This is a genomic window from Streptomyces sp. A1277 (assembly GCF_004795015.1).
Lineage (GTDB): Bacteria > Actinomycetota > Actinomycetes > Streptomycetales > Streptomycetaceae > Streptomyces.
In genome coordinates this window covers 26,544-53,056 of record NZ_SSBI01000023.1, presented here as the reverse complement: position 1 = coordinate 53,056, position 26,513 = coordinate 26,544, and the positions used below count along the sequence as shown (strand labels likewise).

Genomic DNA, 26,513 nt, shown 5'->3' with positions numbered 1-26,513 from the left:
GGTCGTCCGGATGTCGCTTCGCTGACCCGCTGATCCAGCAGACCGGGGAGAGACCGTGTTCTACTACGTCCTCAAGTACGTCGTCCTCGGGCCGGTGCTGCGGCTGCTGTTCCGGCCGGTCATCGAGGGTGCGGAGCACATTCCGGACGACGGCGCCGCGATCGTCGCCGGCAATCACCTGTCGTTCTCCGACCACTTCCTGATGCCCGCGATCATCAAGCGGCGCATCACCTTCCTCGCCAAGGCGGAGTACTTCACCGGTCCCGGGGTGAAGGGCCGGCTGACCGCAGCGTTCTTCCGCAGCGCCGGGCAGATCCCGGTGGACCGGTCGGGCAAGGAGGCGGGGCAGGCGGCGATCCGCGAAGGGCTCGGGGTGCTGGGCCGGGGCGAGTTGCTGGGCATCTATCCGGAGGGGACGCGCTCGCACGACGGCCGGCTGTACAAGGGCAAGGTCGGGGTGGCGGTCATGGCCATCCGGGCCCAGGTGCCGGTGGTGCCGTGCGCCATGGTCGGCACGTTCGAGATCCAGCCCCCCGGCAAGGTCCTCCCCCGCATCAAGCAGGTCACCATCCGCTTCGGCGAACCGCTGGACTTCTCGCGCTACGCCGGTCTGGAGAACGAGAAGGCGGCGATCCGGGCGGTGACCGACGAGATCATGTACGCGATCCTCGGCCTCTCCGGCCAGGAGTACGTCGACGAGTACGCGGTCAAGGTGAAGGAGTCAGCGCAGGCGCAGCAGCCGGGCAGGTTCCCGAAGCTGCGACGCTGAGGGCGGATTCGCGATCGGGGAACCTCGCTGCTCGGGGCCTCGGACGCGCTCGGGCTGCGGCGCGGCCGAGCTGATCCGGCCGGCCGCCCCGGGGCCCTGCTCCCGGGCGCTGGAGGAGCGCGTCCGGGCGGCCTGAGCCGCGCTCCGGGCGCGCGGCACCGCGCCGGCGGTCAGGCGTCGGGGCCGTGGTGCCCGCGGTGTTCGGCGGCGATGCCGAAGCGGTGCCGTTCGCCGGGAGCGGACGCGGTGGAGCCGATCGAGGAGACCGAGCTGATCACCTGCTCCTGCTCCGCCGCCTCGTCCTTCTCGAGTCGTTCCAGGTCAGCGGCCGATACGAGGGCGACGAGCGGTTTTCCGTGCCGCGTCACGACCACGCGCTCGCCGCCGTAGACGACTCGGTTGATCAGTTCGGCGAGTTCAGCACGGGCTTGCGTCACCGGAATCTCGTAGGCCATGCTCCCATCATAACCTTCTGTACGTCCTGTACATTTTTTACGGAAGCGTGCGCGGGCACCCCATGGGGTCCGCGCAGCCGGAGGAAAGGCCCCGCCTTGCACCGTCCCGCCGCCCGTCATGTCCTGCCCGAGTTCACCGAGCGCACCTCCCAGGGGTCCCGGACCCTCGACCCGTACTCCAAGCTGCTGGCCGAGCGCGTCGTCTTCCTCGGCACGGCGCTGGACGACACGGCGGCCAACGACCTGGTCGCGCAGCTGATGTACCTGGAGCACGACGCGCCCGGCCGGCCCGTCTCGCTGTACATCAACTCGCCGGGCGGCTCGTTCGGCGCGATGACCACGCTCTACGACACGATGGCCTTCCTGAACTGCGAGGTGGAGACCTTCTGCCTCGGCCGGGCGAGCGCCGGCGCGGCCGTGCTGCTCGCCGCGGGCGCCCCGGGGCGGCGGCACATGCTGCCCGGCGCCCGGGTGGTGGTGAGCCAGCCGGGGCTGGCCGAGCCCGTCCAGGGGCAGCCGTCCGACCTGGAGATCGAGGCGCGGGAACTGGCCCGGATGCGCGAGACGATGGCCGGCATGCTGGCCCGTCACACGGGGCACACCGCCGAAGAGGTCGCCCGGGACACCGAGCGCGACCTCATCCTCGACGCGGAGGGCGCCCTGACCTACGGCCTGGTCGACCACATCGTACGCAGCCGCGTCCCCGCGCCCCGCACCGGTTGGTGAACGGGAGATGCCGCCACCGGAGTTCTCCCCGCTGCCCGCCCTGACGCGGGCCGAGTGCGAGTTCATCGACCGCTATCTGCACGTGGTCGACCAGGTGGGCCGGATCAACCCGGCCCGCGGCGACGACACCTACGCGGCCCTGCGCGCCGCACAGGCGCTGGCCTCGCACGCGGCGGCCCTGCGGGACGCGCTCGCGCTGATGCACCGGCGCGGCGAAACCCGCATCCACGCCACGACGTTGACGCGGGCACTGCGGGCACTGGACGGGGAGCGGCGGGCGGCGCGGGTCACCCTGCCGCCTGATCCGCCGAGTTGACCCCGCCGCGCCGACACGCCCGACGAGCGAACCGATTTTCCTCGCTCGTTCGGCGTAGGCATTCCCTCGCACGAGCGACCGCTCGACTTGCGTTTTTACGATGCGTGAGGGGCGGGATCTTTCGCGACGCCGCTGGTACGGCCATGGCCGGGAGAGCCCCGCAGACCGGCCGAAACACAACTGTCCACCTGAACGGTCCATCCGTGAGGATCTTCACATATGGCTGTTTCGCCTCGGAAATCCGGCACTCGGTGAGTCAAGATCCCTGGGACGACAAGCCCCCGCCACCGCGGCGGGGCGGTCCGGGCGGACGCCGAGTCCTGCCGCCGTCCGGATGCCTGGTCGACAGGAGTGGATCGGCAGGAGTGGAGGACCCGAGCACTACGGGACGGCCGGAATTCCGGAAGTCCCTCGGGGTGAAGCCGCCGTGTGCGGCCGGGCGACTTCGCCAGCCCGAACCCGACAGGTCATCCTTCACAGGCGGCTGACGAAGGGTTGCGCATGAGTGCGCAGGTTCATGTCCCGTCTCTGCTCGCCCGGGCCACGACGGCCTCGGTCATGACTCTCGCCGCCGTCAGCGGCACGTTGTTCGTCCCCGGTGCCGCCCCCGAGGCGCAGGCCGCCGGGCATTCGATGAAGGCCCTGAACATCGCCGCGTCGAAGAAGGGGGCGCCCTACCGGTGGGGCGCCACCGGCCCCAACCGCTTCGACTGTTCGGGGCTGACGCTCTACTCGTTCAAGAAGGCCGGCAAGCAGCTCCCCCGCACGGCCCAGCAGCAGTACAACAAGACCCGCCACATCTCAGCCTCCAAGCGGCAGCGCGGCGATCTGGTCTTCTTCCACTCCGGCAGCAGCGTCTACCACGTGGGGATCTACGCCGGCAGCGGGAAGATCTGGCACTCGCCGAAGACCGGCGCCGTGGTCCGCCTGGAGAAGATCTGGACCAAGAGCGTCTACTACGGCCGGGTCAGCTGACGCACGCCGCCGGGACGCGCACGGGCGCCTCGGACTCAGGGCTGGGCGGGGACGGGCCACGGGAGCGCGACCCAGACGGTCTTGCCGCCGCCGGGCGCGGGCGTGACGGTCAGCCGGCCGCCGTACTCCTTGGCCAGGGAGCGGATGATGACCAGGCCGCGCCCGTTGTCCTGCTGGACCGCGGCGGGCAGCCGCTGGGGCCGGCGCGGGTGGCTGTCCGTCACGCCGACGCGCAGCTGCTCCTCGCGCTCCAGCCGCAGGTCCACGGTGAACGTGGGTGAAAGCCCGAACGTGTGCAGCACGGCGTTGGTGGCGAGCTCCGAGACGATGAGCCGTACGGTCTCGGCCGTCTCCGTGCCGTCGGGCAGGCCCCATTCGGCCAGGACCCGGGCCACGTACCTGCGGGCCTCGGCGACCGAGACCGGCTCGCTCGGCAGAGTGACACGTGCTTCTTGATGGTCTGCCATGGCGAGCCGTCCCTTTCCCACCCGGTACCGGGCCGGCGGGCGGTCCGGTTGTGCTTCGCGCCAGATTGCCACTGATGCTGCCCGCCGCGACGGCGATCGACCAAGATATGCATATATCTGTCGCTCGAACCGGTGAACTCTGCCCACCCGGGCCCGCGCGGGGACCACACTGTCCCCTCGGCAGGCAGCGGGAGGGAGCCATCAGATGCAGCACGGTCCTGCGGTGCGGCGCCGCAAGCTCGGGGAGGAGCTGCGGAGTATGCGCCATGCGTCGGGTCTCACGAGCCGGGAGGCCGCGGGACTGCTCGGCTGGCACCAGTCGAAGGTGAGCCGGATCGAGACGGGTGTCAGCGGGGTGCGGCCGGAGGACGTGAACCGGCTGCTGGACGCGTACGGCGTGGACGATCCGAAGCTGCGCGAGGTCCTGGGCGCGCTCGCCGGTTCGGCGGGCGGGGGCGGCGCCGGCTGGTGGCACGCGTACCGCGGCCTCATCCCGCCCCAGTACCGCGACTTCATCAGCCTGGAGTCGCAGGCGCGCACCGCCCGCACGCTGGAGACCTCGGTGGTGCCCGGCCTGTTGCAGACGGCCGACTACGCCCGCGCGGTGACCCGGGACTCCCTGGACGGGCTTCCGGCCGGCCAGGTGGACTCGCTGGTCGAGGTGCGGCTGACCCGGCAGGGGGTGCTGCGCAGCGATCCGCCGCTGCGGCTGAGCGCGGTGCTCGACGAGGCGGTGCTGCGGCGGGAGGTGGGTGGCCGGCGGGTGATGCGCGAGCAGTTGCGGCATCTCGCACGGGTGGCACAACTTCCCCACGTGCGACTTCAGATACTGCCGTTCTCGGTCGGCGGCTATGTGAGCCTCACCAGCCCTTTCGTTATCTTTTCCTTTCCGACTGCTTCTGACCTTGACGTGGTCGTTCTTGACCACTTGACGAGTAGCCTCTATCTGGAACGGAAAGAAGACCTTGCGGCGTACAGCTCGGCCTTCCGAACCCTTCAGACGCACGCGCTGTCGCCGGAGCACTCGCTGGACCTGATCGCCGCGATCGATCGCGGCGATCGTTGACCCCCACGGCCCGAGGGAGCGCGTCATGTCGGATTGCCCCGCACAGCGACCGTTACGGTGGCGGCGCAGCAGCCGCAGCACGGGTATGAACAACTGCGTGGAGACGGCCCCGTTCGGCAGACGGCTGGCCGTGCGCGACTCCAAGGACGTGTCCAGGCCGCCCCTGGAGTTCTCCGACACGGCCTGGACGTCCTTCGTCGCCGGCCTGAAGAACTGAGGCGGGCGACGCCTCAGGCCCGGGGAGCGGTCCGCCGTACGATCGCCACCGCCCGCGCGATCTGCTCGTCCGTCAGGTCGGCGCGGGCGGTCAGCCGCAGCCGGGAGATGCCGTCGGGGACGGACGGCGGCCGGAAGCAGCCGACCGCCATTCCGGCCTTCCGGCAGTCGGCGGCCCAGCGGACGGCGGCGTCGGGCGAGGGCGCGCGTACCGAGACCACGGCCGCGTCGGGGCGCACGGCGGTCAGACCGGCCGAGGTCAGTTCCTCGTACAGCGCGGTGGCGACCGTACGCGCCCGAAGCGCGCGTTCCGGTTCGCGGCGCAGCAGGCGCAGTCCGCCGAGGGCCGCGCCGGCTGCGGCGGGGGCGAGCCCGGTGTCGAAGATGAACGTGCGAGCGGTGTTGACGAGGTGGTCGATGACCCGGGCGGGGCCGAGGACCGCGCCGCCCTGGCTGCCCAGGGACTTGGAGAGGGTGAGCGTGGCGACGATGTCCTCGCCGCCCGCCAGCCCGGCGGCGGCGAGCGCGCCGCGCCCGCCCTCCCCGAGGACTCCCAGGCCGTGCGCGTCGTCCGCGAGGAGTGCGGCGTGCTCCGCGCGGCAGACCCGGGCCAGTTCGGCCAGCGGCGCGGCGTCGCCGTCGACGGAGAAGACCGAGTCGGTGACGGCGAGCTTGCGGCCCGGGTGGCCGTGCAGCGTCTTGCGGACGGCCTCGGGGTCGGCGTGCGGGACGACGGTCGTCTCGGCCCGGGAGAGCCGGCAGCCGTCGACGATGGAGGCGTGGTTGCCCGCGTCCGAGGCGATGAGCGCGCCGCGCCCGGTGAGCGCGGTGAGCGCCGCGAGGTTGGCGGCGTAACCGGAGGAGAGCACGAGAGCCGCCTCGAAACCGCAGAAGTCGGCGAGTTCGCGTTCCAGTTCCGCGTGGAGCGCGGTCGAACCCGTGACCAGGCGGGAGCCCGTGGCGCCCCCGCCCCAGCGGCGCGCCGCGTCGGCCGCGGCGTCGGTGACCTCGGGGTGCCGCGTCAGGCCGAGGTAGTCGTTGCTCGCGAGGTCCAGCAGCTCCGCGTCGGCGTCCCGGGGCCGCAGCCTGCGGACGAGGCCGGCGGCCGCGCGCCGGCGCGCCTCGTCGTCTATCCAGTCGAACGGGGTGGCGGGCATGAGCGGTCCTCTTGTAGGCAGCCCACAGACACTAACCGCGACCGCGCCGAGCCACGGTGTGGCAATGCACACACCCTCGGTGAGCTCTGTTGTCCGGATCATCCTTGGCTCGGGGCGGTGCCGTGCGTCAGGATCGTCGCCATGGACCTCCTGAACACGCTGGTGGACAAGGGGCTGCGGCGCGAGCTGCCGACCCGTGAAGAAGCGCTCGCCGTACTGGCGACCCCGGACGACGAACTGCTCGACGTGGTGGCCGCGGCCGGCAAGGTGCGCCGTCAGTGGTTCGGGCGGCGGGTGAAGCTGAACTATCTGGTCAATCTGAAGTCCGGGCTGTGCCCCGAGGACTGCTCGTACTGTTCGCAGCGGCTCGGCTCCAAAGCCGAGATCCTCAAGTACACCTGGCTGAAGCCCGACGAGGCGTCCAAGGCGGCCGCAGCCGGGGTGGCCGGCGGCGCCAAGCGCGTCTGCCTGGTGGCCAGCGGCCGGGGCCCGACGGACCGGGACGTCGACCGGGTGTCGCAGACGATCGAGGCCATCAAGGAGCAGAACGAGGGCGTCGAGGTGTGCGCCTGCCTCGGGCTGCTCTCCGAGGGCCAGGCCGACCGGCTGCGATCGGCGGGCGCCGACGCGTACAACCACAACCTCAACACGTCCGAGGGGACGTACGGGGAGATCACGACCACCCACACCTATGCCGACCGGGTGGACACGGTGCACCAGGCGCAGGCCGCCGGTCTCTCCGCGTGCTCCGGCCTGATCGCGGGCATGGGCGAGAGCGACGCCGATCTGGTCGACGTCGTCTTCTCCCTGCGCGAGCTGGACCCGGACTCGGTTCCGGTCAACTTCCTGATCCCGTTCGAGGGGACCCCGCTCGCCAAGGAGTGGAACCTGACGCCGCAGCGCTGTCTGCGCATCCTGGCGATGGTGCGGTTCGTCTGCCCGGACGTGGAGGTACGGCTCGCGGGCGGGCGCGAGGTGCATCTGCGCTCGATGCAGCCGCTCGCCCTGCACCTGGTGAACTCGATCTTCCTGGGTGACTATCTGACCAGTGAGGGCCAGGCCGGCCAGGCCGACCTGGACATGATCGCGGACGCCGGTTTCGAGGTCGAGGGCGCGGGTACGACGACGCTCCCCCGCCACCGTGCGGACGCGGCCGCCGGCTGCGGCTCCCACTCGGGCGGGTGCGCTTCGGAGGCGGAGGGCTGCGGTTCGCACTCCGGCGGCTGCGCGCCCTGCGGCGAGGCCCCGGAAGCGCAGTCCGCGCCCGCCGCCGCACAGGAGACGCAGGACGCGCAGGTGCCGGGCGCCCGCACGGACCTGGTGGCGGTCCGCCGCCGCGGCGCGGGTACGGACCTCGCTCCCAATGCCTGAGCCGCTCTCCCCCGCCACGCTCCGGGACCTGGACCGGGCGCACGTCTGGCATCCGTACGGCCCGATGCCGGGCCGGCAGGAGCCGCTGGTCGTGGAGTCCGCGTCCGGGGTCCGGCTCCGCCTCGCCGAACCGGCGCACGGGCACCACGAGTTGGTCGACGGGATGTCGTCATGGTGGTCCGCGGTGCACGGGTACAACCACCCTGTGCTGAACGAGGCGGCGCGCGGCCAGCTGGACCGGATGAGCCATGTGATGTTCGGCGGGCTCACGCACGAGCCCGCCGTCCGGCTGGCGGCCCGGCTGGTGGAGATCACCCCGGAGCCGCTACGCCACGTCTTCCTCGCCGACTCGGGCTCCGTTTCGGTCGAGGTCGCCGTGAAGATGTGCCTGCAGTACTGGCGCTCGGCCGGGCGGCCGGCCAAGAAGCGGCTGCTGACCTGGCGCGGCGGCTACCACGGGGACACCTGGCAGCCGATGTCGGTGTGCGACCCCGAGGGCGGGATGCACGAGCTGTGGTCGGGGGCGCTGCCCCGCCAGGTCTTCGCCGACGAGCCGCCGGCCGGCTACGACGCGGCGCCCGATCCGGCGTACGCGGCGCACCTGCGCGAGCTGATCGAGCGGCACGCCGACGAGCTGGCCGCGGTGATCGTGGAGCCGGTGGTCCAGGGGGCGGGCGGTATGCGCTTCCACTCCCCCGCGTATCTGCGCGTGCTGCGCGAGGCGTGCGACGCGTACGGCGTCCTGCTGGTGTTCGACGAGATCGCGACGGGCTTCGGCCGTACGGGGAAGCTGTTCGCCGCCGGCCATGCCGGGGTCTCGCCCGATGTGATGTGCGTGGGCAAGGCGCTGACCGGCGGCTATCTGACGATGGCGGCGACGCTGTGCACCGGTGGGGTGGCCGAGGGGATCTCGCGCGGCGAGGTGCCGGTACTCGCCCACGGTCCGACGTTCATGGGCAATCCGCTCGCCGCCGCGGTGGCCTGCGCCTCCATCGACCTGCTGCTCGGCCAGGACTGGGAGCAGGAGGTCAAGCGCATCGAGGCCGGGCTGCACGAGGGGCTGGTGGCGGCCCGTGAGCTGCCATCGGTCCGCGATGTGCGGGTGCTCGGCGCCATCGGTGTCGTCCAGCTCGACCACGAGGTGGACATGGAGGCGGCGACGCGGGCGGCGGTGCGCGAAGGGGTGTGGCTGCGGCCGTTCCGCGACCTCGTGTACACCATGCCGCCGTATGTGACCGGTGACGACGATCTGGCACGGATCTGCCGCGCCGTGTGCGCGGCTGCGCGGGAGGGCTGACGTGAGCGTTCTGGTGGTGACGGGCACGGGCACGGAGATCGGCAAGACGATCGTGACGGCGGCCGTCGCGGCGGCGGCCGCGGACCGAAGGGTGGCGGTGCTCAAGCCGGCCCAGACGGGTCTGGAGCCGGGTGAGCCGGGCGATGCCGCGGAGGTGGCACGGCTGGCGGGCGGTCATGTGACGGCGGTCGAACTGGCCCGCTTTCCCGAACCGTTGGCGCCCGCGACAGCCGCCCGGCGGGCCGGGATGACGCCGGTACGGCCCTACGAGATCGCCGAGGCGGCCGAGAAGCTGGCCGCCGACCACGACCTGGTGCTGGTCGAGGGGGCGGGCGGGCTGCTCGTACGGTTCGACGACGAGGGCGCCACCCTGGCGGACGCGGCCCGGCTGCTGGCGGCGCCGGTCCTGGTGGTGGCCCCGGCCGGGCTGGGCACGCTGAACTCCACGGCCCTGACCTCGGAGGCGCTGCGGGCGCGCGGGCTCGACTGCCTCGGGGTGGTGATCGGCAGCATGCCGGCCGACCCTGATCTGGCGGCGCGCTGCAATGTGGCGGACCTGCCGGTGGCCGCGGGCGCGCCGCTGCTGGGCGCCGTACCCGAGGGGGCGGGGTCGCTCGCGCCTGCGGACTTCCGCGCGAGGGCGGCGAGTTGGCTGGCGGAGCCGCTGGGCGGCCACCGGCCGCGGGGCTGAGCGCCGGGAGTGAGCGGTCATGGCCCGGCCGTGCGGTGGGGAACGGGCAGAATCGAAGGAGCCGAACGTTTCCCCGCCGTGCGGGCCGAGCGGGGCGCACGCCGCCGCCGACACGGGCGAGCCGGACCGTCGAGGAGGTCCGCCATGCGGCTGCGGAGCGCGAAAAGCCCCGGGACGCGGTGCACCACCCCGTCTTCGCGCGCTGCTAGGCCGTGTCCGGATGAGCGTGGCCGCCGAGTCCGCCGCGGGTCTGGCCGCGATCCGGGCGGAACTGCTCGCCGGACTGTCGGGGCGGGTCATCGAGGTCGGTGCCGGAAACGGCCTGAACTCCGCCCGCACCCGCCGACGGTGCCGGAGGTGGTGGCGATCGAACCCGCGCGCACGCTGCGGCGGTCGGCGGTGCACTCGGCGCAGCGGGCCGGTATCCCGGTGGATGTGGTGCCGGGGATCGCGGAGGCGCTGCCGGTGAGGGGCGAGGCGTTCGACGGGGCGGCCGGGGGCTGTCACACCTCTCGCGATGAGCTGGGCGCGATCGAGGCGGCCGGGTTCACGGTGGAGACGTACCGGCGGGTCGATCTGCCCGAGCATGGCGTCCGGCTCCCCACGGCGCCGTGTGTGCTGGGCGTGGCGGGGCGGTAGTGCGCGGTGGGGGCGGCCGGAGAAGGGGGCACCGGCGAGTCCCGGGGGCCCGTACAGCCCGGCCGCACCGAAGCATTGAGGACGTATTCCGCACCCCGGCACTCCCTTGCTCGAACAAGTGGTCATAATTCCTGGTCAGGTAGCCGAAGTCACCGCAGTCGGCCACGTCCTGGCGCCTGAGGCGCCAACCGACCAGATCTCGCGACGACTCATGGAGTGACATTGAGTACGACGACGTTCCGCTCCCGCCTCACCGCCCGGCTCGGACGCCGCTACCTGGCCAGGATCCAGAAGCACGGACTCGGGTCCTCCACGATGAAGCTGCTTCCCGAGCAATTGCTGATGCCGCTGCGCAGGGACGGCCTCGATCCGGTGCGCGGGCTGGCCGCCGCACGGGCGAGCGCGCCGGTGTCCAGAGTGGCGCTGCCGTTCGGCATGGACGCCTGGGTGGTCACCGGCTACGAGGAGTCGAAGGCCGTGCTCGGCTCGGCGGAGGGCTTCAGCACCGACTTCGCCCACCTGGCGGGCAACGCGGGCATAGTCGCCGAACACAGCCCCGGCGGCCTGGGTTTCAGCGATCCGCCGGTGCACACGCGGCTGCGCCGCATCCTGACCCCCGAGTTCACGATGCGCCGGCTGCGCCGCCTGGCGCCCCGGATCGACGCCATCGTCGAGGAACGCCTGGACGCGATGGCGGCCGAGCCGGGGCCGATCGACCTGGTGCACGCGTTCGCGCTGCCGGTGCCGTCGCTGACCATCTGCGAACTGCTCGGCGTGCCCTACGAGGACCGGGACGACTTCCAGCAGTTGGCGATGGACCGCTTCGACCTGTTCGCGGGGACGACGGCGCCCTTCGGCGCGATGTCCGCGTCGCTCGACTACTTCCGCGGCGTGGTCAGGGCGCAGCGCCGCAGCCCCGGTGACGGCCTGCTCGGCATGATCGTGCGGGAGCACGGGGACAGCGTGGACGACGAGGAGCTCGCGGGCCTCGCCGACGGCGTGCTCACGGGCGGGTTCGAGACGACGGCGAGCACGATCGCCCTCGGCTCCCTCGTACTGCTGCGGAACCCGGATGTCCTGGCCCGGCTGCGTGCGGACGACGGGGTGACGGCGCCGTTCGTGGAGGAGGTGCTGCGCTACGTCTCCGCCGTACAGATCGCCTTTCCCCGCTTCGCCCGCGAGGACATCGAGATCGCCGGGGTGGTCATTCCGCGCGGTGACATGGTGCTCTGCTCGCTGAGCGGCGCCAACCGGGACCCCGCCTACGTCACGGACGACGGGGGATTCGACTTGGACCGGGTCACTCCGGCCGGGCATCTCGCCTTCGGGCACGGCATCCACCGCTGCATAGGCGCCGAACTGGCCCGGATGGAGCTGCGCTCGGTCTATCCGGCTCTGGCCAGGCGCTTTCCCGCCATGCGGCTCGCCGTACCACCGCAGGACCTCACCTTCCGCAAGCTGTCGATCGTCTACGGCATCGACTCGCTGCCGGTGCGTCTGCGCTGAACGCCCCGCGAGAGTTCCCCCGGAGAGCGGCGGGGAAACCGCTCGCACGGAGGAACGGCCCTCTGATTGGCTCGCCCCATGAGTGATCTCCACATCCGCTACGCCGCCCGGCCGGACATCGATGCCGTTCTGCGGTTCTGGCGCGCGGCGGCCGAAGGTACGAGCATCAGCGACGACCACGAGGGGGTGGCCCGCCTCATTTGCCGCGACCCCGAGGCGCTGCTGCTCGCGGAGCGGGACAGCACACTGGTGGGGACGGTGATCGCCGAGTTCGACGGCTGGCGGTGCTCCGCCTACCGGCTGGCCGTGCATCCGGACCACCGCCGGCAGGGCATCGCCACCGCTCTGCTGGACGCGGCGGAGCAGCGGTTCGCCGCGCTGGGCGGCCGACGGGTGGACGCCATGGTGCTGGAGGAGAACATACGCGCGCACCTCGCCTGGCAGGCGGCCGGCTACCACCGCGAGGACCGCTGGCGGCGCTGGGTGAAGCCGTTGTAGGCGACGGGCACGCACCCCGCACTTTGCTGATCCTTTACCATGAGGACTCAGCATTGCCGATCCTGACGAAAGGTGTGAGCCTCCGCCCATGGGCGAGCCTCCCAGTAGCCGAACCCGCCGACACCGCGCGGTCAGCCAGTCCCTGCCCGATCATGGGACGGAGGTGAACCGATGACCGAAGTGCTCCTGCTGTTCGTTGCGGTACTGCTCTCCCTCGCCTGCGGCGCCTTCGTCGCGGCGGAATTCTCCCTGACCACGGTCGAGCGCGGCCAGCTGGAGAGAGCGGTCGAACAGGGCGAACGCGGTGCCGCGAGCGCCATGAAGGCCGCCCGCAGCCTCACCTTCCAGCTGTCCGGGGCCCAGCTCGGCATCACGGTCACCAACCTGGTCGTCGGCATGCTCTCCGAACCGTCCATCGCGAAACTGATCCGGGGACCGGTCGAGGCCGTCGGCCTGTCGCCGGGTGTCGCGTCGTCCGTGGCGCTCGTCATCGGTACGGGCCTGTCCACCGTGTTCCTGATGGTGGTCGGCGAGCTGGTCCCCAAGAACTGGGCCATCTCCTCACCGCTCGCGGTGGCGAAGACCATCGCCACCCCGCAACGGGCCTTTACGGCGGTGTTCCGGCCCTTCATCAGCCATCTCAACAACACGGCCAACCGGATCGTGCGCCGTTTCGGGCTCGAACCCGCCGAGGAGCTGGCGACCGCGCGCAGTCCCCAGGAGCTGGTGGCGCTGGCCCGGCACTCCGCCAAGGAGGGCGCCCTGGAGGCGGACACCGCCGAGCTGTTCGTCCGTACGCTCAACCTGCCGGAACTGACCGCGGAGAACGTGATGACCCCCCGGGTGCAGGTCACCGCGCTGGAGGTCAACGCGACCGCCGAGGACGTCGCCAACGCGACACGGGCCACCGGGCTTTCCCGCTTCCCCGTGTACCGGGGCAGCCTCGACACCGTGGTGGGCGTCGCCCACATCAAGGACGTCCTGGCGATCCCATCCGATCAGCGGCCCCGCAAGCGGGTCTCCGAGATGCTGCGCGAACCGGTGCTCGTACCGGAGACGCTGACCGTGGACCGGCTGCTCGACCGGCTGTCCGGCAAGCTCGCCATGGCGGTCGTGATCGACGAGTACGGCGGCACGGCGGGCGTCGTGACGCTGGAGGACATCGTCGAGGAGGTCGTCGGGGAGGTGCGGGACGAGCACGACCCGCACGAGACGCCGGACCTGGCACCGGCCGGTGAGGACGCCGACGGACGCGTCCTGTGGTCGGCCGACGGCGCCGCCCGCACCGACCAGCTGCAGAGGATCGGACTGAGAGTGCCCGACGGCCCCTACGAAACGCTGGCCGGCCTGATCGCGACGGAGGTGGGCCGCATCCCCACCGTGGGCGACTCCATCGAGCTGGCCGGCTGGCGGCTCGACGTGGTGGACGCTTCCGGGCGCCGCGCCGCGCGGGCACTGCTGCACGCACCGCTGACCGGTTCCCACGAGTCGTCGGAGGGCGAGCGATGACCGTCGTACAGCTCTTCATCGGCCTGCTGACCCTCGTGGTGAACGCCTTCTTCGTCGGCGCGGAATTCGCCCTCATCTCGGTGCGCCGCAGCCAGATCGAGCCGCAGGCCGAGGAGGGGAACCGGCGGGCGCGCAGCGTCATCTGGGGCCTGGAACACGTATCGGCGCTGCTCGCGGCGGCGCAGCTCGGCATCACGCTGTGCACCCTGGTGCTCGGTATCGTCGCCGAGCCCGCCATCGCGCATCTGCTGGAGCCGGTTTTCGACACCGTGGGTGTGCCGCACGGGCTGGTCCATCCGATCTCGTTCGTGATCGCGCTGTCGGTGGCGACCTATCTGCACATGCTGCTCGGCGAGATGGTCCCGAAGAACATCGCGCTGGCCGAGCCGGTACGGACCGCGCTGCTGCTCGGGCCGCCGCTGGTGGCGCTGGCCCGGGCGCTGCGTCCGGTGATCTTCGCGATCAACGCCTTCGCCAACGCGCTGCTGAAGCTTCTGCGGGTGGAGACGAAGGACGAGGTGTCGGCCACCTTCTCGGACGACGAGCTGGCCCGTCTGGTGAAGGACGCGGGCGATGCGGGTCTGGTCGACGACCGGGCTGCGGAGCGGCTGCACCATGCGCTGGAGCTCGGCCGGCGGCCGGTACGGGACGTGGTACTGGCGGTGGACCGGGTGATGTACATCCGGGTCGGGGCGACGCCGGAGGAGCTGGAGCGGCTCTCGTACGAGACGGGCTTCTCGCGCTTCCCCGTGATGGACGCCGAACGGCGCATCCTCGGGTACCTCCATGTGAAGGACGCCCTCGACGTCACCCCGCGCGACATGCCGTTCCCGGTCAGCTCGATGCGGCCGATCGCCCGGGTCCGCGCGGCCACACCGCTCGACGACGCGCTCACCGCCATGCGGCGCAGCCGTACGCACCTGGCTGCGGTGCTCGACGAGGACGGCCGGCTGGCCGGCATGGTGACGATGGAGGACGTGCTGCGGGAGCTGGTGGGCCGCCCCCAGACCCGCTGATCCCCGGTGGTTCCGGGCCCCGCGCCCGGAGCCGCCGTTCCCCCGGCAGGGCCGAACGGCACCGCGATACGATCGCATCGCCATGGAATTCAATGCCACATACACCAGTCTTGTCGCGGTCGGCGACTCGTTCACCGAGGGCATGTCGGATCTGCTGCCCGACGGTTCCTACCGGGGCTGGGCCGATGTCCTCGCCTCCCGGCTCGCCGCGCGCACGCCTGGGTTCCGGTACGCCAATCTCGCGGTACGCGGCAAGCTCATCGGCCAGATCGTGGACGAGCAGGTGGACGTGGCGGCGGCCATGCGGGCCGACGTGGTGACGCTGGTCGGCGGCCTCAACGACACCCTGCGCCCCAAGTGCGACATGGGCATGGTCCGCGGGCGGCTGGAGGAGGCGGTGGAGCGCCTGGCGCCGTCGTGCAAGAAGCTGGTGCTGATGCGCAGCCCCGGCCGCAACGGACCGGTGATGGAGCGGTTCCGGCCGCGTATGGAGGAGCTTTTCGCCCTGGTCGACGAGCTGGCCGCCCGGCACGACGCGGCAGTGGTCGATCTCTACGGCGCGCCGTCGCTGGGTGACCCCCGCCTGTGGGACGTCGACCGGCTGCATCTGACCGCCGAGGGGCACCGCAGGGTGGCCGAGGCGGTCTGGCAGGCGCTGGGGCTGCCGCCGGAGAGCGACTGGCAGGCCGTGCTGCCCACCGCCGTCCCGCCGCGCTGGGCCACCCGGCGCGTGGACGATGTGCGCTTCGCCCGTCGGCACCTGCTGCCGTGGATCGGGCGGCGTCTGACGGGGCGCTCGTCGGGCGACGGCCGGGCGGGAGCCCAGTTCAGCGCGGAGCTGGGCCGGGCGTTCTGGGTCACTCCCGAGGAGGACGGCGCCTCGGCTCCGGTGGCTTCCTGGCGCCGCGTGGACACCGGCGAGCAGTAGGCGTCGCCCCCGCCGCGTTCGTAGTAATCCACAAACCGGACCGCGGCGCTGAGCTGCACGAACCGCCAGTAGAATCAGGACACGTGACTGCTGTGTCTGCGAAGCCTCGCATCCCCAATGTCCTGGCCGGCCGCTACGCCTCCACGGAGCTGGCCGTCCTCTGGTCCCCCGAGCAGAAGGTGAAGCTGGAACGTCAGCTGTGGCTGGCGGTGCTGCGCGCCCAGAAGGACCTCGGGATCGAGGTGCCCGACGCCGCCCTCGCCGATTACGAGCGCGTCCTCGACCAGGTCGACCTGGCCTCGATCGCCGAGCGCGAGAAGGTCACCCGGCACGACGTGAAGGCCCGGATCGAGGAGTTCAACGCCCTCGCCGGTCATGAGCACGTCCACAAGGGCATGACCTCCCGCGACCTCACCGAGAACGTCGAGCAGCTCCAGATCCGGCTCTCCCTGGAGCTGATGCGCGACCGTACGGTGGCCGTCCTGGCCCGGCTCGGCAAGCTGGCGGCCGAGTACCGCGAGCTGGTCGTGGCCGGACGCTCCCACAACGTCGCCGCCCAGGCCACGACCCTCGGCAAGCGCTTCGCGACCGCGGCCGACGAGCTGCTGGTCGCCTACGGCCGACTCGACGACCTGCTGGGGCGCTACCCGCTGCGCGGTATCAAGGGCCCCGTCGGCACGGCGCAGGACATGCTCGACCTCCTGGGCGGCGACGCCGGGAAGCTGGCCGAGCTCGAACAGCGCATTGCCGGGCACCTCGGCTTCGCGCAGGCGTTCACCTCGGTCGGTCAGGTCTACCCCCGCTCGCTCGACTACGACGTGGTGACCGCCCTGGTCCAGCTGGCGGCGGCGCCCTCCTCGGTGGCGAAGACCATCCGGCTGATGGCCGGCCACGAGCTGGTGACCGAGGGCTTCAAGCCGGGCCAGGTCGGCTCGTCCGCGATGCCCCACAAGATGAACACCCGCTCCTGCGAGCGCGTCAACGGCCTCATGGTGATCCTGCGCGGCTACGCGTCGATGACCGGAGAGCTGGCGGGCGACCAGTGGAACGAGGGCGACGTCTCCTGCTCGGTGGTCCGCCGGGTGGCCCTGCCGGACGCGTTCTTCGCGTTCGACGGGCTGGTCGAGACGTTCCTGACGGTGCTCGACGAATTCGGCGCCTTTCCCGCCGTCGTGGCCCGCGAGCTCGACCGCTACCTCCCCTTCCTCGCCACGACCAAGGTCCTGATGGGCGCGGTGCGTGCGGGCGTCGGCCGCGAGGTCGCCCACGAGGCCATCAAGGAGAACGCCGTCGCCTCCGCCCTCGCCATGCGTGAGCAGGGCACGGAGCGCAACGAGCTGCTGGACAAGCTCGCGGCCGACGAGCGCATCCCGCTGGACCGCTCCCAGCTGGACGAGCTGATGGCGGACAAGCTCTCCTTCACCGGCGCGGCGGGCGACCAGGTGACCGCGCTCGTCTCCCGGATCGAGGAGATCACCAAGCAGCACCCGGAGGCCGCCGGATACACCCCTGGCTCGATCCTCTGACCGCGGCTATCCTGCCTTCCGGCCGATGACGCCCGAGGAGCTTCAGGCCGCCCGTGACCGCGTTGTTCCCGACGTGGTCGCGGGCGGTCTGCGCGTGCTGTTCTGCGGGATCAACCCGAGCCTGACGACAGGCGCCACGGGCCACCACTTCGCCTTCCCCGGCAACCGCTTCTGGCCCGTGCTCCACCTCTCGGGTTTCACACCCCGGCAGTTGCGCCCCGCCGACCAGGCCGAGCTGCTCCAGTACGGGCTGGGCATCACCAACGTCGTCGCCAGGGCCACGGCCCGGGCCGACGAACTGTCCGCCGAGGAATTCCGGGCCGGAGGACAGATCCTCACCGCGAAGGTCGAGCGCCTGCGGCCCCAGTGGCTGGCCGTGGTCGGCATCACCGCCTACCGCACGGCATTCGGCGACCGCCGGGCCCTCATCGGCCCCCAGGAGCGGACGATCGGCGGGGCCCGCGTATGGGCACTGCCCAACCCCAGCGGCCTGAACGCCCACTGGACCGCTCGGACGATGGCCGAGGAGTACGGACGCCTGCGCACGGCCGTCGAGGCCGGCAGCGCATAGCTCCCTGCGGTCAGGGCGGGTCGATCTCCGTCACGACCACGCTCAGCTCGCAGCCGGAGCCCTCATCCTCCGCGTAGAGCGCCAGCGCGACCCAGCGTTCCTCCTCCGTGCGCCACAGCCGCAGGTACTCGCACCCCGCCACGGTGTCGGCCCACGGGTCGGGTATCTCCTCGCCGGACATCATCCGCTCCTGCGCACTCCACAGGCTGATCACCTGCGGCTCACCCCAGCGGCTGCCGAGCAGCGTGACCAGCGCCTCGTGCTCCGCGAGACACTGTGCGCGGCGTTCCAACCGGCCGGCTTCGTCGTCTTCCCAGGCGCCGTCGTCCGCGTGCAGGAACGCCGTGTGGTAGCCGGGCCCGCTGACTCCCGAACCCGACCGGACTCGTTCCGCCGGAAACTCTCGGGTGCGCATCCCGTCGATGAGGCGGAGGTGATGTGCGGTGGTCATGCCGTCAGTAAACCCCTCCCCACTGACAATCGGAGCTTCACTCCGTACTTTGAGACGATTTCAGCCACCTCGTTCCCTGGCGTGAGGGGTGCAAGAGCCCGTCAAGAAGTGACGGGACCGTCAATGAGAGATGGGGCCGTCAACGAGAGACGGGGCCGTCAAGCGGCTTCTGCCACACGGAAACGTGCGATCTGCTGGACGCGGTAAAGGGCGCCTCCTTCCAGCCGGCCCACCGCTCGGACAGGTGCAGGCCGGCGAGCTGTGCCATCAAGTCCAGTTCGGATGGCCAGACATAACGGTGAGAGGAGTGGAAGGTGGATCCTCGGTCGTCAACGATCGTGTAGTGGTGCGAGACCAACTGCTGATTCACCAGGTCGTACGTGTCGAAACCTACGTGCTGGTCCCCGATATGGAAGGGCCGCGCGGTCTCGCCCGGCGGCAGACGCTGCAGTTCGGGTACGAACACCTCGATGACGAAGCGGCCCCCGGGTCCGAGGTGCGTGGCCGCGTTGCGGAAGCAGGCGACCTGTTCCTCCTGCGAGAGCAGGCAGGTGATGGAGTTGTAGACCAGGTAGACAAGGCCGAACGTGCCAGGCGCCCGAGCGGTCGTCATGTCCCCGATGGTCACGGCCACGCTGTCACCACCAGGCTTGTCGCCCAGCTCCCGCACCATGGGCTCCGACTTCTCGATGCCCGCGACGCGGATGCCTCGCGCACTCAGAGGCAGAGCGACCCGTCCCGTTCCGACCGCGAACTCCAGAGCCGGGTTCCGCCCGGCTCTGGACTCGAGGAACGAAACCGTGGGGCCCAGTACTTCGGGCGCGTACATGTGCGCGGATGACTCGTCGTAGCCCTTGGCCACCTGTTCGTTCCACACGTCCGCATCGATGTCCATGACGGCGAAGGCTGCCACGCCACCCGCCGGGCAGGCCACTGCGTTTCGACCGCCGTCGCCCCCCTCTCCGACGGATCACTGATCACTGATCACTGATTGCTGATTACTGATTACTGATTACTGATCCATGATCGCGGATCGCTGGGCAGGGCTCGCGGACCGCGGATCACGGATCGCTGGGCAGGGTGATCCGAACGAGACTGTCTAGACGTCCCGACGCCTCAGCGCCCACCAGCCGGCGAGCAGGGTGGCGGCGGCCCAGGCCGCGGTCACGGCCAGGCCCGTCCACGGACCGAGGCTGCCCTCAGGATGCTGGTGCAGTACCAACTGCCCAGCCCGGTCCGGCAGGTAGTCCGCAACGCTGCCGGCAACATCCCCGACCACGAAAGAGACGATGAGGATGAAGGGTATGAGCACGCTGAGAACAGCGACCGCGCTCCGCAACAGGAACGTCAGCCCGGCTGCGAACAGGGCCATCAGCGCCAGGTAGATCCCGCCTCCGAACGCCGCACGCAGTGCGCCCGGTTCGCTCAGCCCGATCGCGTCGTCCCCCATGAACAACTGGCCCGCGAGGAACGCACCGAAGCTGGTGACGAGCCCGACCGCCAGCGCCGCCGTCCCGACGAGACACATCTTGGCCACGTAAAAAAGGGTGCGACGTGGGACCGCGGCGAGCGACATGCGCAACGCGCCATTGGCGTACTCGGCCGATACCGCCGTCGTACCGAAGCTGATTGCGGCGATCTGGCCGAAGTTCAAGGCGTAGAAAGCGCCGAAGAGCAGCTCGGCGTCGTCCGCCTCCGCCCGGCCTACGGTGGCGGCGGTGAGCACCGTGACCGCCATTGTCACGAGAAGGACGGCTGCCAGCGATCCGAACACGGACCTCACTGACCTGATCTTGATCCATTCCGAGCGCAGAACAGCGGATGCCGACATGGTCAGACCTCCTGAGGAGCGGCGGACGCGAACTCCGTCGATTCGGCGGTGAGGTCCAGATATGCCTGCTCCAACGTGGTTTGCTCATCGCTGAGCTCCACGATCGGGATGCCTTCTCTCGCGATCATCGCACCTATCTCCTCGGCCCTGACGTCCTCGACGGTCCAACGGCCGCCCTCGTCCTGCACGGCCCGGTAGCCCTCGCGGCCCAGTGCCTCACCGAGCCGGGCGGGTTCGGTCGTGCGCATGCGCACCCGAGGCCGGCTGCGGGAGTCCAGGAATTCCCGCATCGAGAGATCGGCGATCAGCCGTCCCCTTCCCAGAACGATCAGATGGTCGGCGAACGAGGACGTCTCGTTCATCAGATGGCTGGAGACCAGCACCGTGCGACCCTCACGGGCGAGTCGCTTCATCAGCTCGCGGATCCAGACGGTGCCTTCGGGATCCAGCCCGTTCGACGGTTCGTCGAGCATGACGACTGCCGGGTCCCCGAGCAGTGCGGCCGCTATGCCGAGGCGCTGGCGCATGCCGAGGGAGAACGTCTTGATCCGGCGCCCGCCCACCTGGTCGAGACCTGTCTCCTCCAATACTTCTTCGACCCTGGGGGCGCCCAGGCCGTTGCTCGCGGCAAGGGCCAGCAGGTGATTGCGCGCCGTCCGCGCCCCGTGAGCAGCTTGCGGATCGAGCAAGGCTCCGACATGCCGCAGCGGGTCGGCCAGAGCCGCGTACGGCTGCCCGCCGATCGACGCGGTGCCGCTCGTGGGGCGGTCCAGGCCGAGCACCAGGCGCATGGTGGTGGACTTCCCGGCGCCGTTCGGGCCGAGGAAGCCGGTCACACGGCCGGGCCCCACACTGAAGGTGACGCGGTCCACGGCACGGGTCGCGCCGTAGTCCTTGGTGAGCTCCTGAACATCGATGCTGGTCATGTCCTCAGCCTCGTCCCCCAGGCCGGCCCGGCTCCTCCCCCGCGCGTGTGGATCACCTCCCTCGCTCGGGGGAGTTGCCGTGCCCGTCCCACTGGCACGATGGCGGCATGTACCGCTTCCTTCGCCCGTTGACCGCCTCGGTCACCTACACCCGCTGGCTGCACCTGCTCATGCCCGCTGCCGTCGTGAGCGTGTGGCTGTTCATCTCGATGGACACGCCTTGGGTGCCGCTGGTTCTCGCGGCGATGGTCGGCCTGATACCGGGCATGCGCCTCGCGGAGGGCATCCAGGCGCAGCTGCTGCTCACACCCGCGGAGCGCGGTGCCCCGGACACCACCATCTCGGTGGCGCCGTCGGCTTCGTGGTCGGAGCGCTGGAGGACCGCTCTCTGGCTGGAGATACGGCTGCTCGGTGCGGGCCTGGCCGGGCTGGCCACGGTGTCGCTCTCCACGACGGCTGTCGACCTCGTCCGGTCCTCCTTCGGTTCGGCGCCGACCGAGCAGGGGCTCGCCACCGGGCTGGGGACGCACTGGTGGGCTGCCGCCCTGTCACCCGTTCCCGTCGTGATGCTGTTCGCCGTGGTGGTGAGCTGCGGCGAGATGATCACCGCGGCAGCGCGGTGGCTGCTGGGTCCGACACCGGTGCAGCGGCTGACCGCGCTGGAGGAGCGCACCGAACAGCTCCTCGAACGCAATCGGATCGCACGCGAGCTGCACGACTCGATCGGGCACGCCCTGACCGTGGCCGTGGTGCAGGCGGGCGCGGCGCGGGCGACGCGCGACCCGGACTTCACCGCCCGGGCCCTGGCGGCGATCGAGGAGACGGGACGGGACGCACTGGAGGATCTGGAGAGGGTTCTGAGAGTGCTGCGCGAGTCGGACGCACCGCCGGGGCAGCGGCCGTCGCTGACCGAGGCCGACCGTCTGCTGGATTCCGCGCGGGGGTCCGGTGCGAAGGTCGACGCAGAGGTGACCGGGCCGCTGGAGCTGGTGCCGGGACCGGTGTCCCGGGAGGGGTACCGCATCCTTCAGGAGTCCCTCACCAACGTCCTGCGGCACTCGGGCGCCGTCCCGGTTCGCGTCCGCATCCGTGTCGCGGGCGGCCGGCTGGAGCTGGAGGTGAGCAACCCGCTCTCGGGCTCGGCCGGTGCGCCGGGAAGTGGAAGCGGGCTGCGGGGCATCCGGGAGCGGGCCGCTCTGCTGGGCGGAAAGGCAAGGACAGGGCCGTCCGGCGGCGAATGGACGGTGCACGCGAGCCTCCCGCTGCACGGAATAGGCTGACGCGATGCCGGTAACCGTTCTTCTGGTCGACGACGAGCCCCTGGTCCGGGCAGGGCTGCGGGCGGTCCTGGAGGCCCAGCCCGATATCGAGGTGGTGGGTGAGGCGGGCGACGGCGCCGCGGTCATCCCCCTGGTGCGGCAATTGCGCCCCGATGTGGTGGCGATGGACGTCCGCATGCCGCTCATGGACGGCATAGAGGCCACCCGCGTGGTGCTGCGTACTGTGCCCGAACCTCCGAAGATCCTGGTGGTGACGACATTCGAGAACGACGAGTACGTCTACGAGGCACTGCGCGCGGGGGCGGACGGTTTCCTCCTCAAGCGGGCCCGGCCGGCCGAGATCGTCCACGCGGTCCGGCTGGTGGCGGAGGGAGAGTCCCTGCTGTTCCCGGCGGCGGTCCGGCAGCTGGCCGCCGAATACGGCACGAACAAGGCGCGCGAGGTGTTGAAGCGGGCCTCGCTCACCGAGCGTGAGGCCGCGGTCCTTCGACTGATGGCGCGAGGCCTGACCAATGCCGAGATCGCCGACAAGCTGGTGGTGGGGGTGGAGACGGTGAAGACTCATGTCAGCGCTGTGCTGGCGAAGTTGGGCGCGCGTGACCGCACGCAGGCGGTGATCGCCGCCTACGAGTCCGGGTTCGTCGCTCCCGGCTGAGCGCGGTCTTTCCGAAAGGCATCGCCGCCCACGGTCGCCCTACCCCTGAGCACCGAGTACGATCCGCCTGACATGCGCACGAGCTGGGAGGACACACCGTGGGCCGGCTGACCGGTGGGGACCCGTCGCTGCTGCGTCGGATCAATTCCGCGGTGGTACTGCATGCCCTCCGGGGCGCGTCCTCCTCGACCCTCACGGACCTGACCCGCATCACGGGGCTGTCCCGGCCGACGGTCGAGGGTGTTGTGGAAGGGCTCTTCGAGGCGGGGCTGGTGGTCGAGTCCGCGCCCGACGGGGCCGAGGCGCGCCGCCAGGGACGTCCGGCCCGGCGGTTCCGGTTCCGGGCCGAGGCCGGGCACCTGCTGGGCATCGAGATCGGTCCGCACCGTGTGTCCGCCCTGCTGTCGGGGCTGGACGGCCGCATCATCGGCGCCGGTTCCCGGGGGGTGTTGGAGACCGCCAGCGCCGACGACCGCCTCGACCGGGTACGGACAGTGGTCGCCGACGTTCTGCGACGCACCGGTGTGGCCCGCAGCAGCCTGCGGGCGGTGGGGGTGGGCAGTCCGGGCATCGTGGAGGCCGACGGGACCGTCAGACTGGGCACCGCGCTGCCGGACTGGACGGGCCTGGCCCTGGGCGAGCGGCTGAGGCGTTCCTTCCGCTGCCCCGTACTCGTGGAGAACGACGCCAACGCGGCCGCCGTCGCCGAGCACTGGAAGGGCGCGGCCACGGAGTCCGACGACATCGTGTTCGTGCTGGCGGGGCTCAGCCCCGGAGCGGGCTCCCTGATCGGTGGGCGGCTGCACCGGGGGTTCGGCGGCGCGGCCGGGGAGATCGGTGCGCTGCACCTGCTCGGCCGTGACGTGACGCCGGAGCACCTGCTGTCGACTACGGACACCCCGTTGGACCCGCTGGACGAGCACGCCGTCGCCGCGGTGTTCGCGAAGGCGCGGCACGGGGACGAGCAGGCGCAGGCCGCGGTGGAGCGGTTCATTCAGCGCCTGGTCCACGACGTGGCGGCGCTGGTGCTGGCGCTCGATCCCGAGCTGGTGGTGGTCGGGGGCTGGGCCGCCGGTCTGGACGGGGTCCTGGACCCCCTCCGCGGTGAGCTGGCGCGCTACTGTTTGCGGCCCCCTCGGGTGGCCCTCTCACTCCTGGGCGAGGCGGCGGTGGCGACCGGTGCGTTGCGGCTCGCGCTGGACCACGTCGAGGAGCAGCTCTTCGCCGTGGAGGGAACGGTGACGGCCCGCCGCTGAGTGCGACGGGCCGGGTGGCGCGTGCTGCGGGGCGCGTGCTCGGGGCCGGCAGACACGTGGACCGGCGGACAGTCCAATGTCGCGCCGGCCAGCCCCGTGACAGTTCATTCGTGCCGGCCGGCCCGGTGACCGTCCATTCGTGCCGATCGGCCCGGTGACAGTCCATTCATGGCGACCGGCCCGACGACCGTCCAGTCGTGCCGGTCGGCCGGCGGCGGTCTCGTCAGGAGGCCACGCGCTCCTCTGCGGGGTGGCTGATCTCCAGGTCGCCGGAGTCGCCGAAGGTGAGCCGGCAGGTGTCCGCCCGGTACGTGGCGACCGAGACGGCCGCAGTGCCGCCTGCGGCGAGGTAGCGAGTGGTGACCACGAGGACGGGTGCCCCCGGGAGCCGGTCGAGCTCCTTGGCGTCGTCGGCACGAGCGGAACCCAACTCGACGGAGCGGTCCTGGCCGTCGAGGCCGAGCCGGTGCAGTTCGCGTACGACGTTGCGGGCCCTGGCCGCGCCGGACGGGGCGTCTATGCCGGACAGCTCCGGCACGGAGGACGCAGGCACGTACAGCAGCTCCGCCGCCACGACCTGGCCGTGGCTCAGCCGGATGCGGCGCACGATGTGCAGGGGCTCTTCGCCGCCCACGTTCAGCGTCGCGGCGACCGCGGCCGGGGCGGGAGCGCTGTCGCAGTCCACCGACCGCCATGCCTCGCCGGCCTCGCCGCCGGTCCAGTCGTGCCGGCCGGTCGAGACCGCGACGCCCACACGCGGCGGGGCGACCGTGGTGCCGACGCCGCGGCGGCGGTGCAGTCTGCCTTCGAGTTCGAGTTGCTCCAGGGCCTGCCGGAGCGTGGCCCGGGCGACGCCGAACCGGGCGGCGAGCTCGCGCTCGTTGGGAAGGATCTCCCCCACCGCAAAGTCCGAGTCGAGTGCCTCACTGAGCACGGTCTTGAGGTGCCAGTACTTCGGCTCCTGCACCGTTTCCAGCTGCGTGGTCCCCACCCTGTCCTCCGCAATCGCCCAGCGGCTTTTCCGCGACGTTATTTATTAAAGGTTCCTGTCTTAACGTTGAGACCTTAGGACGGCACACCCCCTTGGTCAAGACCAATCCTGCGTCCGTGACCCTGTGAATAGGGGGTCCGCCGCAGAGCGTTCACAGGACGTTCGCGGAACGGCGCACCGCACGTAGCGCAAAGCCCCACGTCAGGGCGGGTGCGGGGGGTTACCGAGCAGTTCCGTCACGACTGGCCGGAATCGACTGAATCGGCCGAAACAGGTCAGCCCCCCCGATAGCCGGTCGGCGCCCCCAGATGGCCGGTCGGTGTCCCAGATAGCCGACTGGCGCCCCGGATGGCTGGCCGGCGTCGCAGGTGGTCGGCCGGCGGCGAAACCAGGGGGGTGCACGGGCCGGCGGGCGGACAGCCGGCGGGGCCCGGTGCGGCAGGTGCTCCACGGCTGGGGTTTCGCGGCGCGCTGCCTCTTGAACTGGAAGCTACCTGGCGGTAATTGTTGTTGACACGATGTCTAATCCGCTCGCAGGCACGGTCCCCCGTGTCGCGACCGCAACCCCCGGGAGCACCGCCATGGCCAGCACGGTCTCGTTCAGTGTCGAATCACCCCACGGGCCCCGGACCGTGTCCGTGGCGTACGAACGGACCGGCTCCGGGGAGCCGTTGCTGCTGCTCCACGGCATCGGCCACCACCACCAGGCATGGGACCCGGTGGTGTCGATCCTCGCCGTGGAGCGGGACGTGATAGCCGTCGACCTGCCCGGTTTCGGCGCGTCCCCGGCGCTTCCCGAGGGTCTTTCGTACGATCTCGCGACCGTGGCGCCGCTGCTCGGGATCTTCTGCGCGACGCTCGGTGTGGACCGCCCGCACGTGGCGGGCAATTCGCTCGGCGGGCTGCTGGCGCTGGAGATGGGGCGCTCGAAGCTCGCCCGCTCGGTGACCGCGCTCTCGCCGGCCGGGTTCTGGAGCGAGCGCGAGCGGATCTACGCATTCGGGACGCTGCGCGCCATGCGGCTGGCCGCGGAGTCGATGCCGCTGCCCCTGATCGAGCGGCTGTCCCGCACGGCGGCCGGTCGCACGGCGCTGACCAGCACCATCTACGCCCGCCCCGGCCGCCGTTCACCTCAGGCGGCGGTCTCCGAGACCCTGGCGCTGCGCGAGGCGACCGGCTTCCACCAGACCCTGGCCGTCGGCCGCGACGCGCTGTTCACCGACGACGTACCCGGCCTACCGGTGACCATCGCCTGGGGCGGCCGCGACCGGCTCCTCCTGCGACGCCAGGGAATCAGGGCGAAGCACAGCATTCCCGGTGCCCGGCTCGTCCGTCTGCCCGGCTGCGGCCACGTCCCGATGAACGACGACCCCGCTCTCGTGGCCAGGGTGATTCTCGACACCAGCCGCTGAAGCCGGCACCCG

Annotated in this window: 28 protein-coding genes, 1 pseudogene and 1 riboswitch; of the genes and pseudogenes, 21 read left to right on the top strand and 8 right to left on the bottom strand. The window is 71.2% G+C overall.

Going from position 1 to position 26,513, the window contains the following annotated elements; all coding sequences use genetic code 11:
- The first annotated feature begins 55 nt into the window (after positions 1-55).
- On the top strand, positions 56-769 hold the full coding sequence (locus E6R18_RS17390; RefSeq protein WP_136317805.1) for a lysophospholipid acyltransferase family protein: 714 nt from the start codon (positions 56-58) through the stop codon (positions 767-769).
- Between the two features lie 170 nt (positions 770-939).
- Here E6R18_RS17390 and E6R18_RS17385 read toward each other — a convergent pair whose 3' ends face one another.
- A complete protein-coding gene (locus E6R18_RS17385; protein WP_136317804.1) occupies positions 940-1,224 on the bottom strand; it encodes a type II toxin-antitoxin system Phd/YefM family antitoxin in 285 nt (94 codons plus the stop codon).
- Positions 1,225-1,320: 96 nt separating this feature from the next.
- On the opposite strand from E6R18_RS17385, the gene E6R18_RS17380 reads away from it, so the two are divergent.
- From E6R18_RS17380 to E6R18_RS17370, 3 genes are all read left to right on the top strand, one after another.
- Complete coding sequence (locus E6R18_RS17380; RefSeq protein WP_136317803.1) at positions 1,321-1,950, top strand: ATP-dependent Clp protease proteolytic subunit; 630 nt, start codon at positions 1,321-1,323, stop codon at positions 1,948-1,950.
- Positions 1,951-1,957: 7 nt separating this feature from the next.
- Positions 1,958-2,266, top strand: a complete 309-nt coding sequence (locus E6R18_RS17375) for a hypothetical protein (RefSeq protein WP_136317802.1) — start codon at positions 1,958-1,960, stop codon at positions 2,264-2,266.
- A 301-nt stretch (positions 2,267-2,567) separates the two neighbouring features.
- A riboswitch (cyclic di-AMP (ydaO/yuaA leader) is annotated at positions 2,568-2,764 on the top strand.
- A 3-nt stretch (positions 2,765-2,767) separates the two neighbouring features.
- Entirely contained in the window at positions 2,768-3,241 is a 474-nt protein-coding gene (locus E6R18_RS17370) for a C40 family peptidase (protein ID WP_136317801.1), read from the top strand.
- A gap of 35 nt (positions 3,242-3,276) precedes the next feature.
- Here the strand turns inward: E6R18_RS17370 and E6R18_RS17365 are convergent, their stop codons facing one another.
- The gene (locus E6R18_RS17365; protein ID WP_136317800.1) at positions 3,277-3,708 is read right to left on the bottom strand and encodes an ATP-binding protein; all 432 of its coding nucleotides are present in this window, start codon (positions 3,706-3,708) and stop codon (positions 3,277-3,279) included.
- A 205-nt stretch (positions 3,709-3,913) separates the two neighbouring features.
- Here E6R18_RS17365 and E6R18_RS17360 point away from each other — a divergent pair, with 205 nt between their 5' ends.
- Positions 3,914-4,774 carry a helix-turn-helix transcriptional regulator gene (locus E6R18_RS17360; RefSeq protein ID WP_136317799.1) on the top strand — a complete coding sequence of 287 codons (861 nt, stop codon included), beginning with the start codon at positions 3,914-3,916 and terminating at the stop codon, positions 4,772-4,774.
- 25 nt (positions 4,775-4,799) lie between these two features.
- The gene (locus E6R18_RS17355; protein ID WP_136317798.1) at positions 4,800-4,991 is read left to right on the top strand and encodes a DUF397 domain-containing protein; all 192 of its coding nucleotides are present in this window, start codon (positions 4,800-4,802) and stop codon (positions 4,989-4,991) included.
- Between the two features lie 13 nt (positions 4,992-5,004).
- On the opposite strand, the gene E6R18_RS17350 is transcribed toward E6R18_RS17355, so the two are convergent.
- A complete protein-coding gene (locus E6R18_RS17350) occupies positions 5,005-6,147 on the bottom strand; it encodes an 8-amino-7-oxononanoate synthase (RefSeq protein ID WP_136317797.1) in 1,143 nt (380 codons plus the stop codon).
- 141 nt (positions 6,148-6,288) lie between these two features.
- Between E6R18_RS17350 and bioB the strand changes: the two genes are divergently transcribed.
- The 11 genes and pseudogenes from bioB to mug all read left to right on the top strand — a co-directional run bounded on the left by bioB (position 6,289) and on the right by mug (position 17,699).
- Positions 6,289-7,518, top strand: a complete 1,230-nt coding sequence (gene bioB, locus E6R18_RS17345; RefSeq protein ID WP_136317796.1) for a biotin synthase BioB — start codon at positions 6,289-6,291, stop codon at positions 7,516-7,518.
- A complete protein-coding gene (locus E6R18_RS17340) occupies positions 7,511-8,815 on the top strand; it encodes an adenosylmethionine--8-amino-7-oxononanoate transaminase (protein WP_136317795.1) in 1,305 nt (434 codons plus the stop codon). The genes bioB and E6R18_RS17340 overlap by 8 nt, the downstream gene beginning before the upstream one ends.
- A 1-nt stretch (position 8,816) precedes the next feature.
- Positions 8,817-9,506, top strand: a complete 690-nt coding sequence (gene bioD / locus E6R18_RS17335) for a dethiobiotin synthase (RefSeq protein ID WP_136317794.1) — start codon at positions 8,817-8,819, stop codon at positions 9,504-9,506.
- A gap of 179 nt (positions 9,507-9,685) precedes the next feature.
- A pseudogene (locus E6R18_RS17330) lies at positions 9,686-10,145 on the top strand (class I SAM-dependent methyltransferase).
- A gap of 222 nt (positions 10,146-10,367) precedes the next feature.
- Positions 10,368-11,651, top strand: a complete 1,284-nt coding sequence (locus tag E6R18_RS17325) for a cytochrome P450 (protein WP_136317793.1) — start codon at positions 10,368-10,370, stop codon at positions 11,649-11,651.
- A 78-nt stretch (positions 11,652-11,729) separates the two neighbouring features.
- Positions 11,730-12,149, top strand: a complete 420-nt coding sequence (locus E6R18_RS17320) for a GNAT family N-acetyltransferase (RefSeq protein WP_136317792.1) — start codon at positions 11,730-11,732, stop codon at positions 12,147-12,149.
- A 171-nt stretch (positions 12,150-12,320) separates the two neighbouring features.
- Positions 12,321-13,658: a hemolysin family protein gene (locus tag E6R18_RS17315; RefSeq protein ID WP_136317791.1), complete on the top strand. Its 1,338-nt coding sequence runs from the start codon at positions 12,321-12,323 to the stop codon at positions 13,656-13,658.
- Entirely contained in the window at positions 13,655-14,674 is a 1,020-nt protein-coding gene (locus tag E6R18_RS17310; RefSeq protein WP_136317790.1) for a hemolysin family protein, read from the top strand. Before E6R18_RS17315 ends, E6R18_RS17310 begins: the two co-directional genes overlap by 4 nt.
- Positions 14,675-14,756: 82 nt before the next feature.
- Positions 14,757-15,602 carry an SGNH/GDSL hydrolase family protein gene (locus E6R18_RS17305; RefSeq protein ID WP_136317789.1) on the top strand — a complete coding sequence of 282 codons (846 nt, stop codon included), beginning with the start codon at positions 14,757-14,759 and terminating at the stop codon, positions 15,600-15,602.
- 83 nt (positions 15,603-15,685) lie between these two features.
- A complete protein-coding gene (gene purB / locus E6R18_RS17300; protein WP_206308308.1) occupies positions 15,686-17,128 on the top strand; it encodes an adenylosuccinate lyase in 1,443 nt (480 codons plus the stop codon).
- Positions 17,129-17,153: 25 nt separating this feature from the next.
- On the top strand, positions 17,154-17,699 hold the full coding sequence (gene mug / locus E6R18_RS17295; RefSeq protein WP_136317788.1) for a G/U mismatch-specific DNA glycosylase: 546 nt from the start codon (positions 17,154-17,156) through the stop codon (positions 17,697-17,699).
- Between the two features lie 10 nt (positions 17,700-17,709).
- Here the strand turns inward: mug and E6R18_RS17290 are convergent, their stop codons facing one another.
- The 4 genes from E6R18_RS17290 to E6R18_RS17275 form a co-directional block, all read right to left on the bottom strand.
- Complete coding sequence (locus E6R18_RS17290) at positions 17,710-18,150, bottom strand: hypothetical protein (protein ID WP_136317787.1); 441 nt, start codon at positions 18,148-18,150, stop codon at positions 17,710-17,712.
- Between the two features lie 139 nt (positions 18,151-18,289).
- The gene (locus E6R18_RS17285) at positions 18,290-19,045 is read right to left on the bottom strand and encodes a class I SAM-dependent methyltransferase (RefSeq protein ID WP_136317786.1); all 756 of its coding nucleotides are present in this window, start codon (positions 19,043-19,045) and stop codon (positions 18,290-18,292) included.
- A 204-nt stretch (positions 19,046-19,249) separates the two neighbouring features.
- The gene (locus E6R18_RS17280; protein ID WP_136317785.1) at positions 19,250-19,981 is read right to left on the bottom strand and encodes an ABC transporter permease; all 732 of its coding nucleotides are present in this window, start codon (positions 19,979-19,981) and stop codon (positions 19,250-19,252) included.
- Between the two features lie 2 nt (positions 19,982-19,983).
- On the bottom strand, positions 19,984-20,907 hold the full coding sequence (locus E6R18_RS17275) for an ATP-binding cassette domain-containing protein (protein ID WP_136317784.1): 924 nt from the start codon (positions 20,905-20,907) through the stop codon (positions 19,984-19,986).
- Between the two features lie 107 nt (positions 20,908-21,014).
- On the opposite strand from E6R18_RS17275, the gene E6R18_RS17270 reads away from it, so the two are divergent.
- The 3 genes from E6R18_RS17270 (at position 21,015) to E6R18_RS17260 (ending at position 24,098) form a co-directional block, all read left to right on the top strand.
- Positions 21,015-22,187 carry a histidine kinase gene (locus E6R18_RS17270; RefSeq protein ID WP_136317783.1) on the top strand — a complete coding sequence of 391 codons (1,173 nt, stop codon included), beginning with the start codon at positions 21,015-21,017 and terminating at the stop codon, positions 22,185-22,187.
- A 4-nt stretch (positions 22,188-22,191) separates the two neighbouring features.
- Entirely contained in the window at positions 22,192-22,842 is a 651-nt protein-coding gene (locus E6R18_RS17265) for a response regulator transcription factor (protein WP_136317782.1), read from the top strand.
- 98 nt (positions 22,843-22,940) lie between these two features.
- Positions 22,941-24,098, top strand: a complete 1,158-nt coding sequence (locus E6R18_RS17260; RefSeq protein ID WP_136317781.1) for an ROK family protein — start codon at positions 22,941-22,943, stop codon at positions 24,096-24,098.
- Between the two features lie 223 nt (positions 24,099-24,321).
- On the opposite strand, the gene E6R18_RS17255 is transcribed toward E6R18_RS17260, so the two are convergent.
- Positions 24,322-25,089 (bottom strand): GntR family transcriptional regulator, encoded by a 768-nt coding sequence (locus E6R18_RS17255; RefSeq protein WP_136317780.1) that lies wholly within the window; start codon positions 25,087-25,089, stop codon positions 24,322-24,324.
- Between the two features lie 581 nt (positions 25,090-25,670).
- On the opposite strand from E6R18_RS17255, the gene E6R18_RS17250 reads away from it, so the two are divergent.
- Positions 25,671-26,501, top strand: coding sequence for an alpha/beta fold hydrolase (locus tag E6R18_RS17250; RefSeq protein ID WP_136317779.1), 831 nt, complete (start codon positions 25,671-25,673; stop codon positions 26,499-26,501).
- Positions 26,502-26,513 lie beyond the last annotated feature (12 nt).

Excerpts from the sequence above, each read along its gene's own strand:
- E6R18_RS17385 (WP_136317804.1), bottom strand. The coding sequence starts at position 1,224 with ATGGCCTACGAGATTCCGGTGACGCAAGCCCGTGCTGAACTCGCCGAA.
- E6R18_RS17375 (WP_136317802.1), top strand. The coding sequence starts at position 1,958 with ATGCCGCCACCGGAGTTCTCCCCGCTGCCCGCCCTGACGCGGGCCGAG.
- E6R18_RS17370 (WP_136317801.1), top strand. The coding sequence starts at position 2,768 with ATGAGTGCGCAGGTTCATGTCCCGTCTCTGCTCGCCCGGGCCACGACG.
- E6R18_RS17365 (WP_136317800.1), bottom strand. The coding sequence starts at position 3,708 with ATGGCAGACCATCAAGAAGCACGTGTCACTCTGCCGAGCGAGCCGGTC.
- E6R18_RS17360 (WP_136317799.1), top strand. The coding sequence starts at position 3,914 with ATGCAGCACGGTCCTGCGGTGCGGCGCCGCAAGCTCGGGGAGGAGCTG.
- E6R18_RS17355 (WP_136317798.1), top strand. The coding sequence starts at position 4,800 with ATGTCGGATTGCCCCGCACAGCGACCGTTACGGTGGCGGCGCAGCAGC.
- E6R18_RS17350 (WP_136317797.1), bottom strand. The coding sequence starts at position 6,147 with ATGCCCGCCACCCCGTTCGACTGGATAGACGACGAGGCGCGCCGGCGC.
- bioB (WP_136317796.1), top strand. The coding sequence starts at position 6,289 with ATGGACCTCCTGAACACGCTGGTGGACAAGGGGCTGCGGCGCGAGCTG.
- E6R18_RS17340 (WP_136317795.1), top strand. The coding sequence starts at position 7,511 with ATGCCTGAGCCGCTCTCCCCCGCCACGCTCCGGGACCTGGACCGGGCG.
- E6R18_RS17320 (WP_136317792.1), top strand. The coding sequence starts at position 11,730 with ATGAGTGATCTCCACATCCGCTACGCCGCCCGGCCGGACATCGATGCC.
- E6R18_RS17315 (WP_136317791.1), top strand. The coding sequence starts at position 12,321 with ATGACCGAAGTGCTCCTGCTGTTCGTTGCGGTACTGCTCTCCCTCGCC.
- E6R18_RS17310 (WP_136317790.1), top strand. The coding sequence starts at position 13,655 with ATGACCGTCGTACAGCTCTTCATCGGCCTGCTGACCCTCGTGGTGAAC.
- E6R18_RS17305 (WP_136317789.1), top strand. The coding sequence starts at position 14,757 with ATGGAATTCAATGCCACATACACCAGTCTTGTCGCGGTCGGCGACTCG.
- mug (WP_136317788.1), top strand. The coding sequence starts at position 17,154 with ATGACGCCCGAGGAGCTTCAGGCCGCCCGTGACCGCGTTGTTCCCGAC.
- E6R18_RS17290 (WP_136317787.1), bottom strand. The coding sequence starts at position 18,150 with ATGACCACCGCACATCACCTCCGCCTCATCGACGGGATGCGCACCCGA.
- E6R18_RS17285 (WP_136317786.1), bottom strand. The coding sequence starts at position 19,045 with ATGGACATCGATGCGGACGTGTGGAACGAACAGGTGGCCAAGGGCTAC.
- E6R18_RS17280 (WP_136317785.1), bottom strand. The coding sequence starts at position 19,981 with ATGTCGGCATCCGCTGTTCTGCGCTCGGAATGGATCAAGATCAGGTCA.
- E6R18_RS17275 (WP_136317784.1), bottom strand. The coding sequence starts at position 20,907 with ATGACCAGCATCGATGTTCAGGAGCTCACCAAGGACTACGGCGCGACC.
- E6R18_RS17270 (WP_136317783.1), top strand. The coding sequence starts at position 21,015 with ATGTACCGCTTCCTTCGCCCGTTGACCGCCTCGGTCACCTACACCCGC.
- E6R18_RS17265 (WP_136317782.1), top strand. The coding sequence starts at position 22,192 with ATGCCGGTAACCGTTCTTCTGGTCGACGACGAGCCCCTGGTCCGGGCA.
- E6R18_RS17250 (WP_136317779.1), top strand. The coding sequence starts at position 25,671 with ATGGCCAGCACGGTCTCGTTCAGTGTCGAATCACCCCACGGGCCCCGG.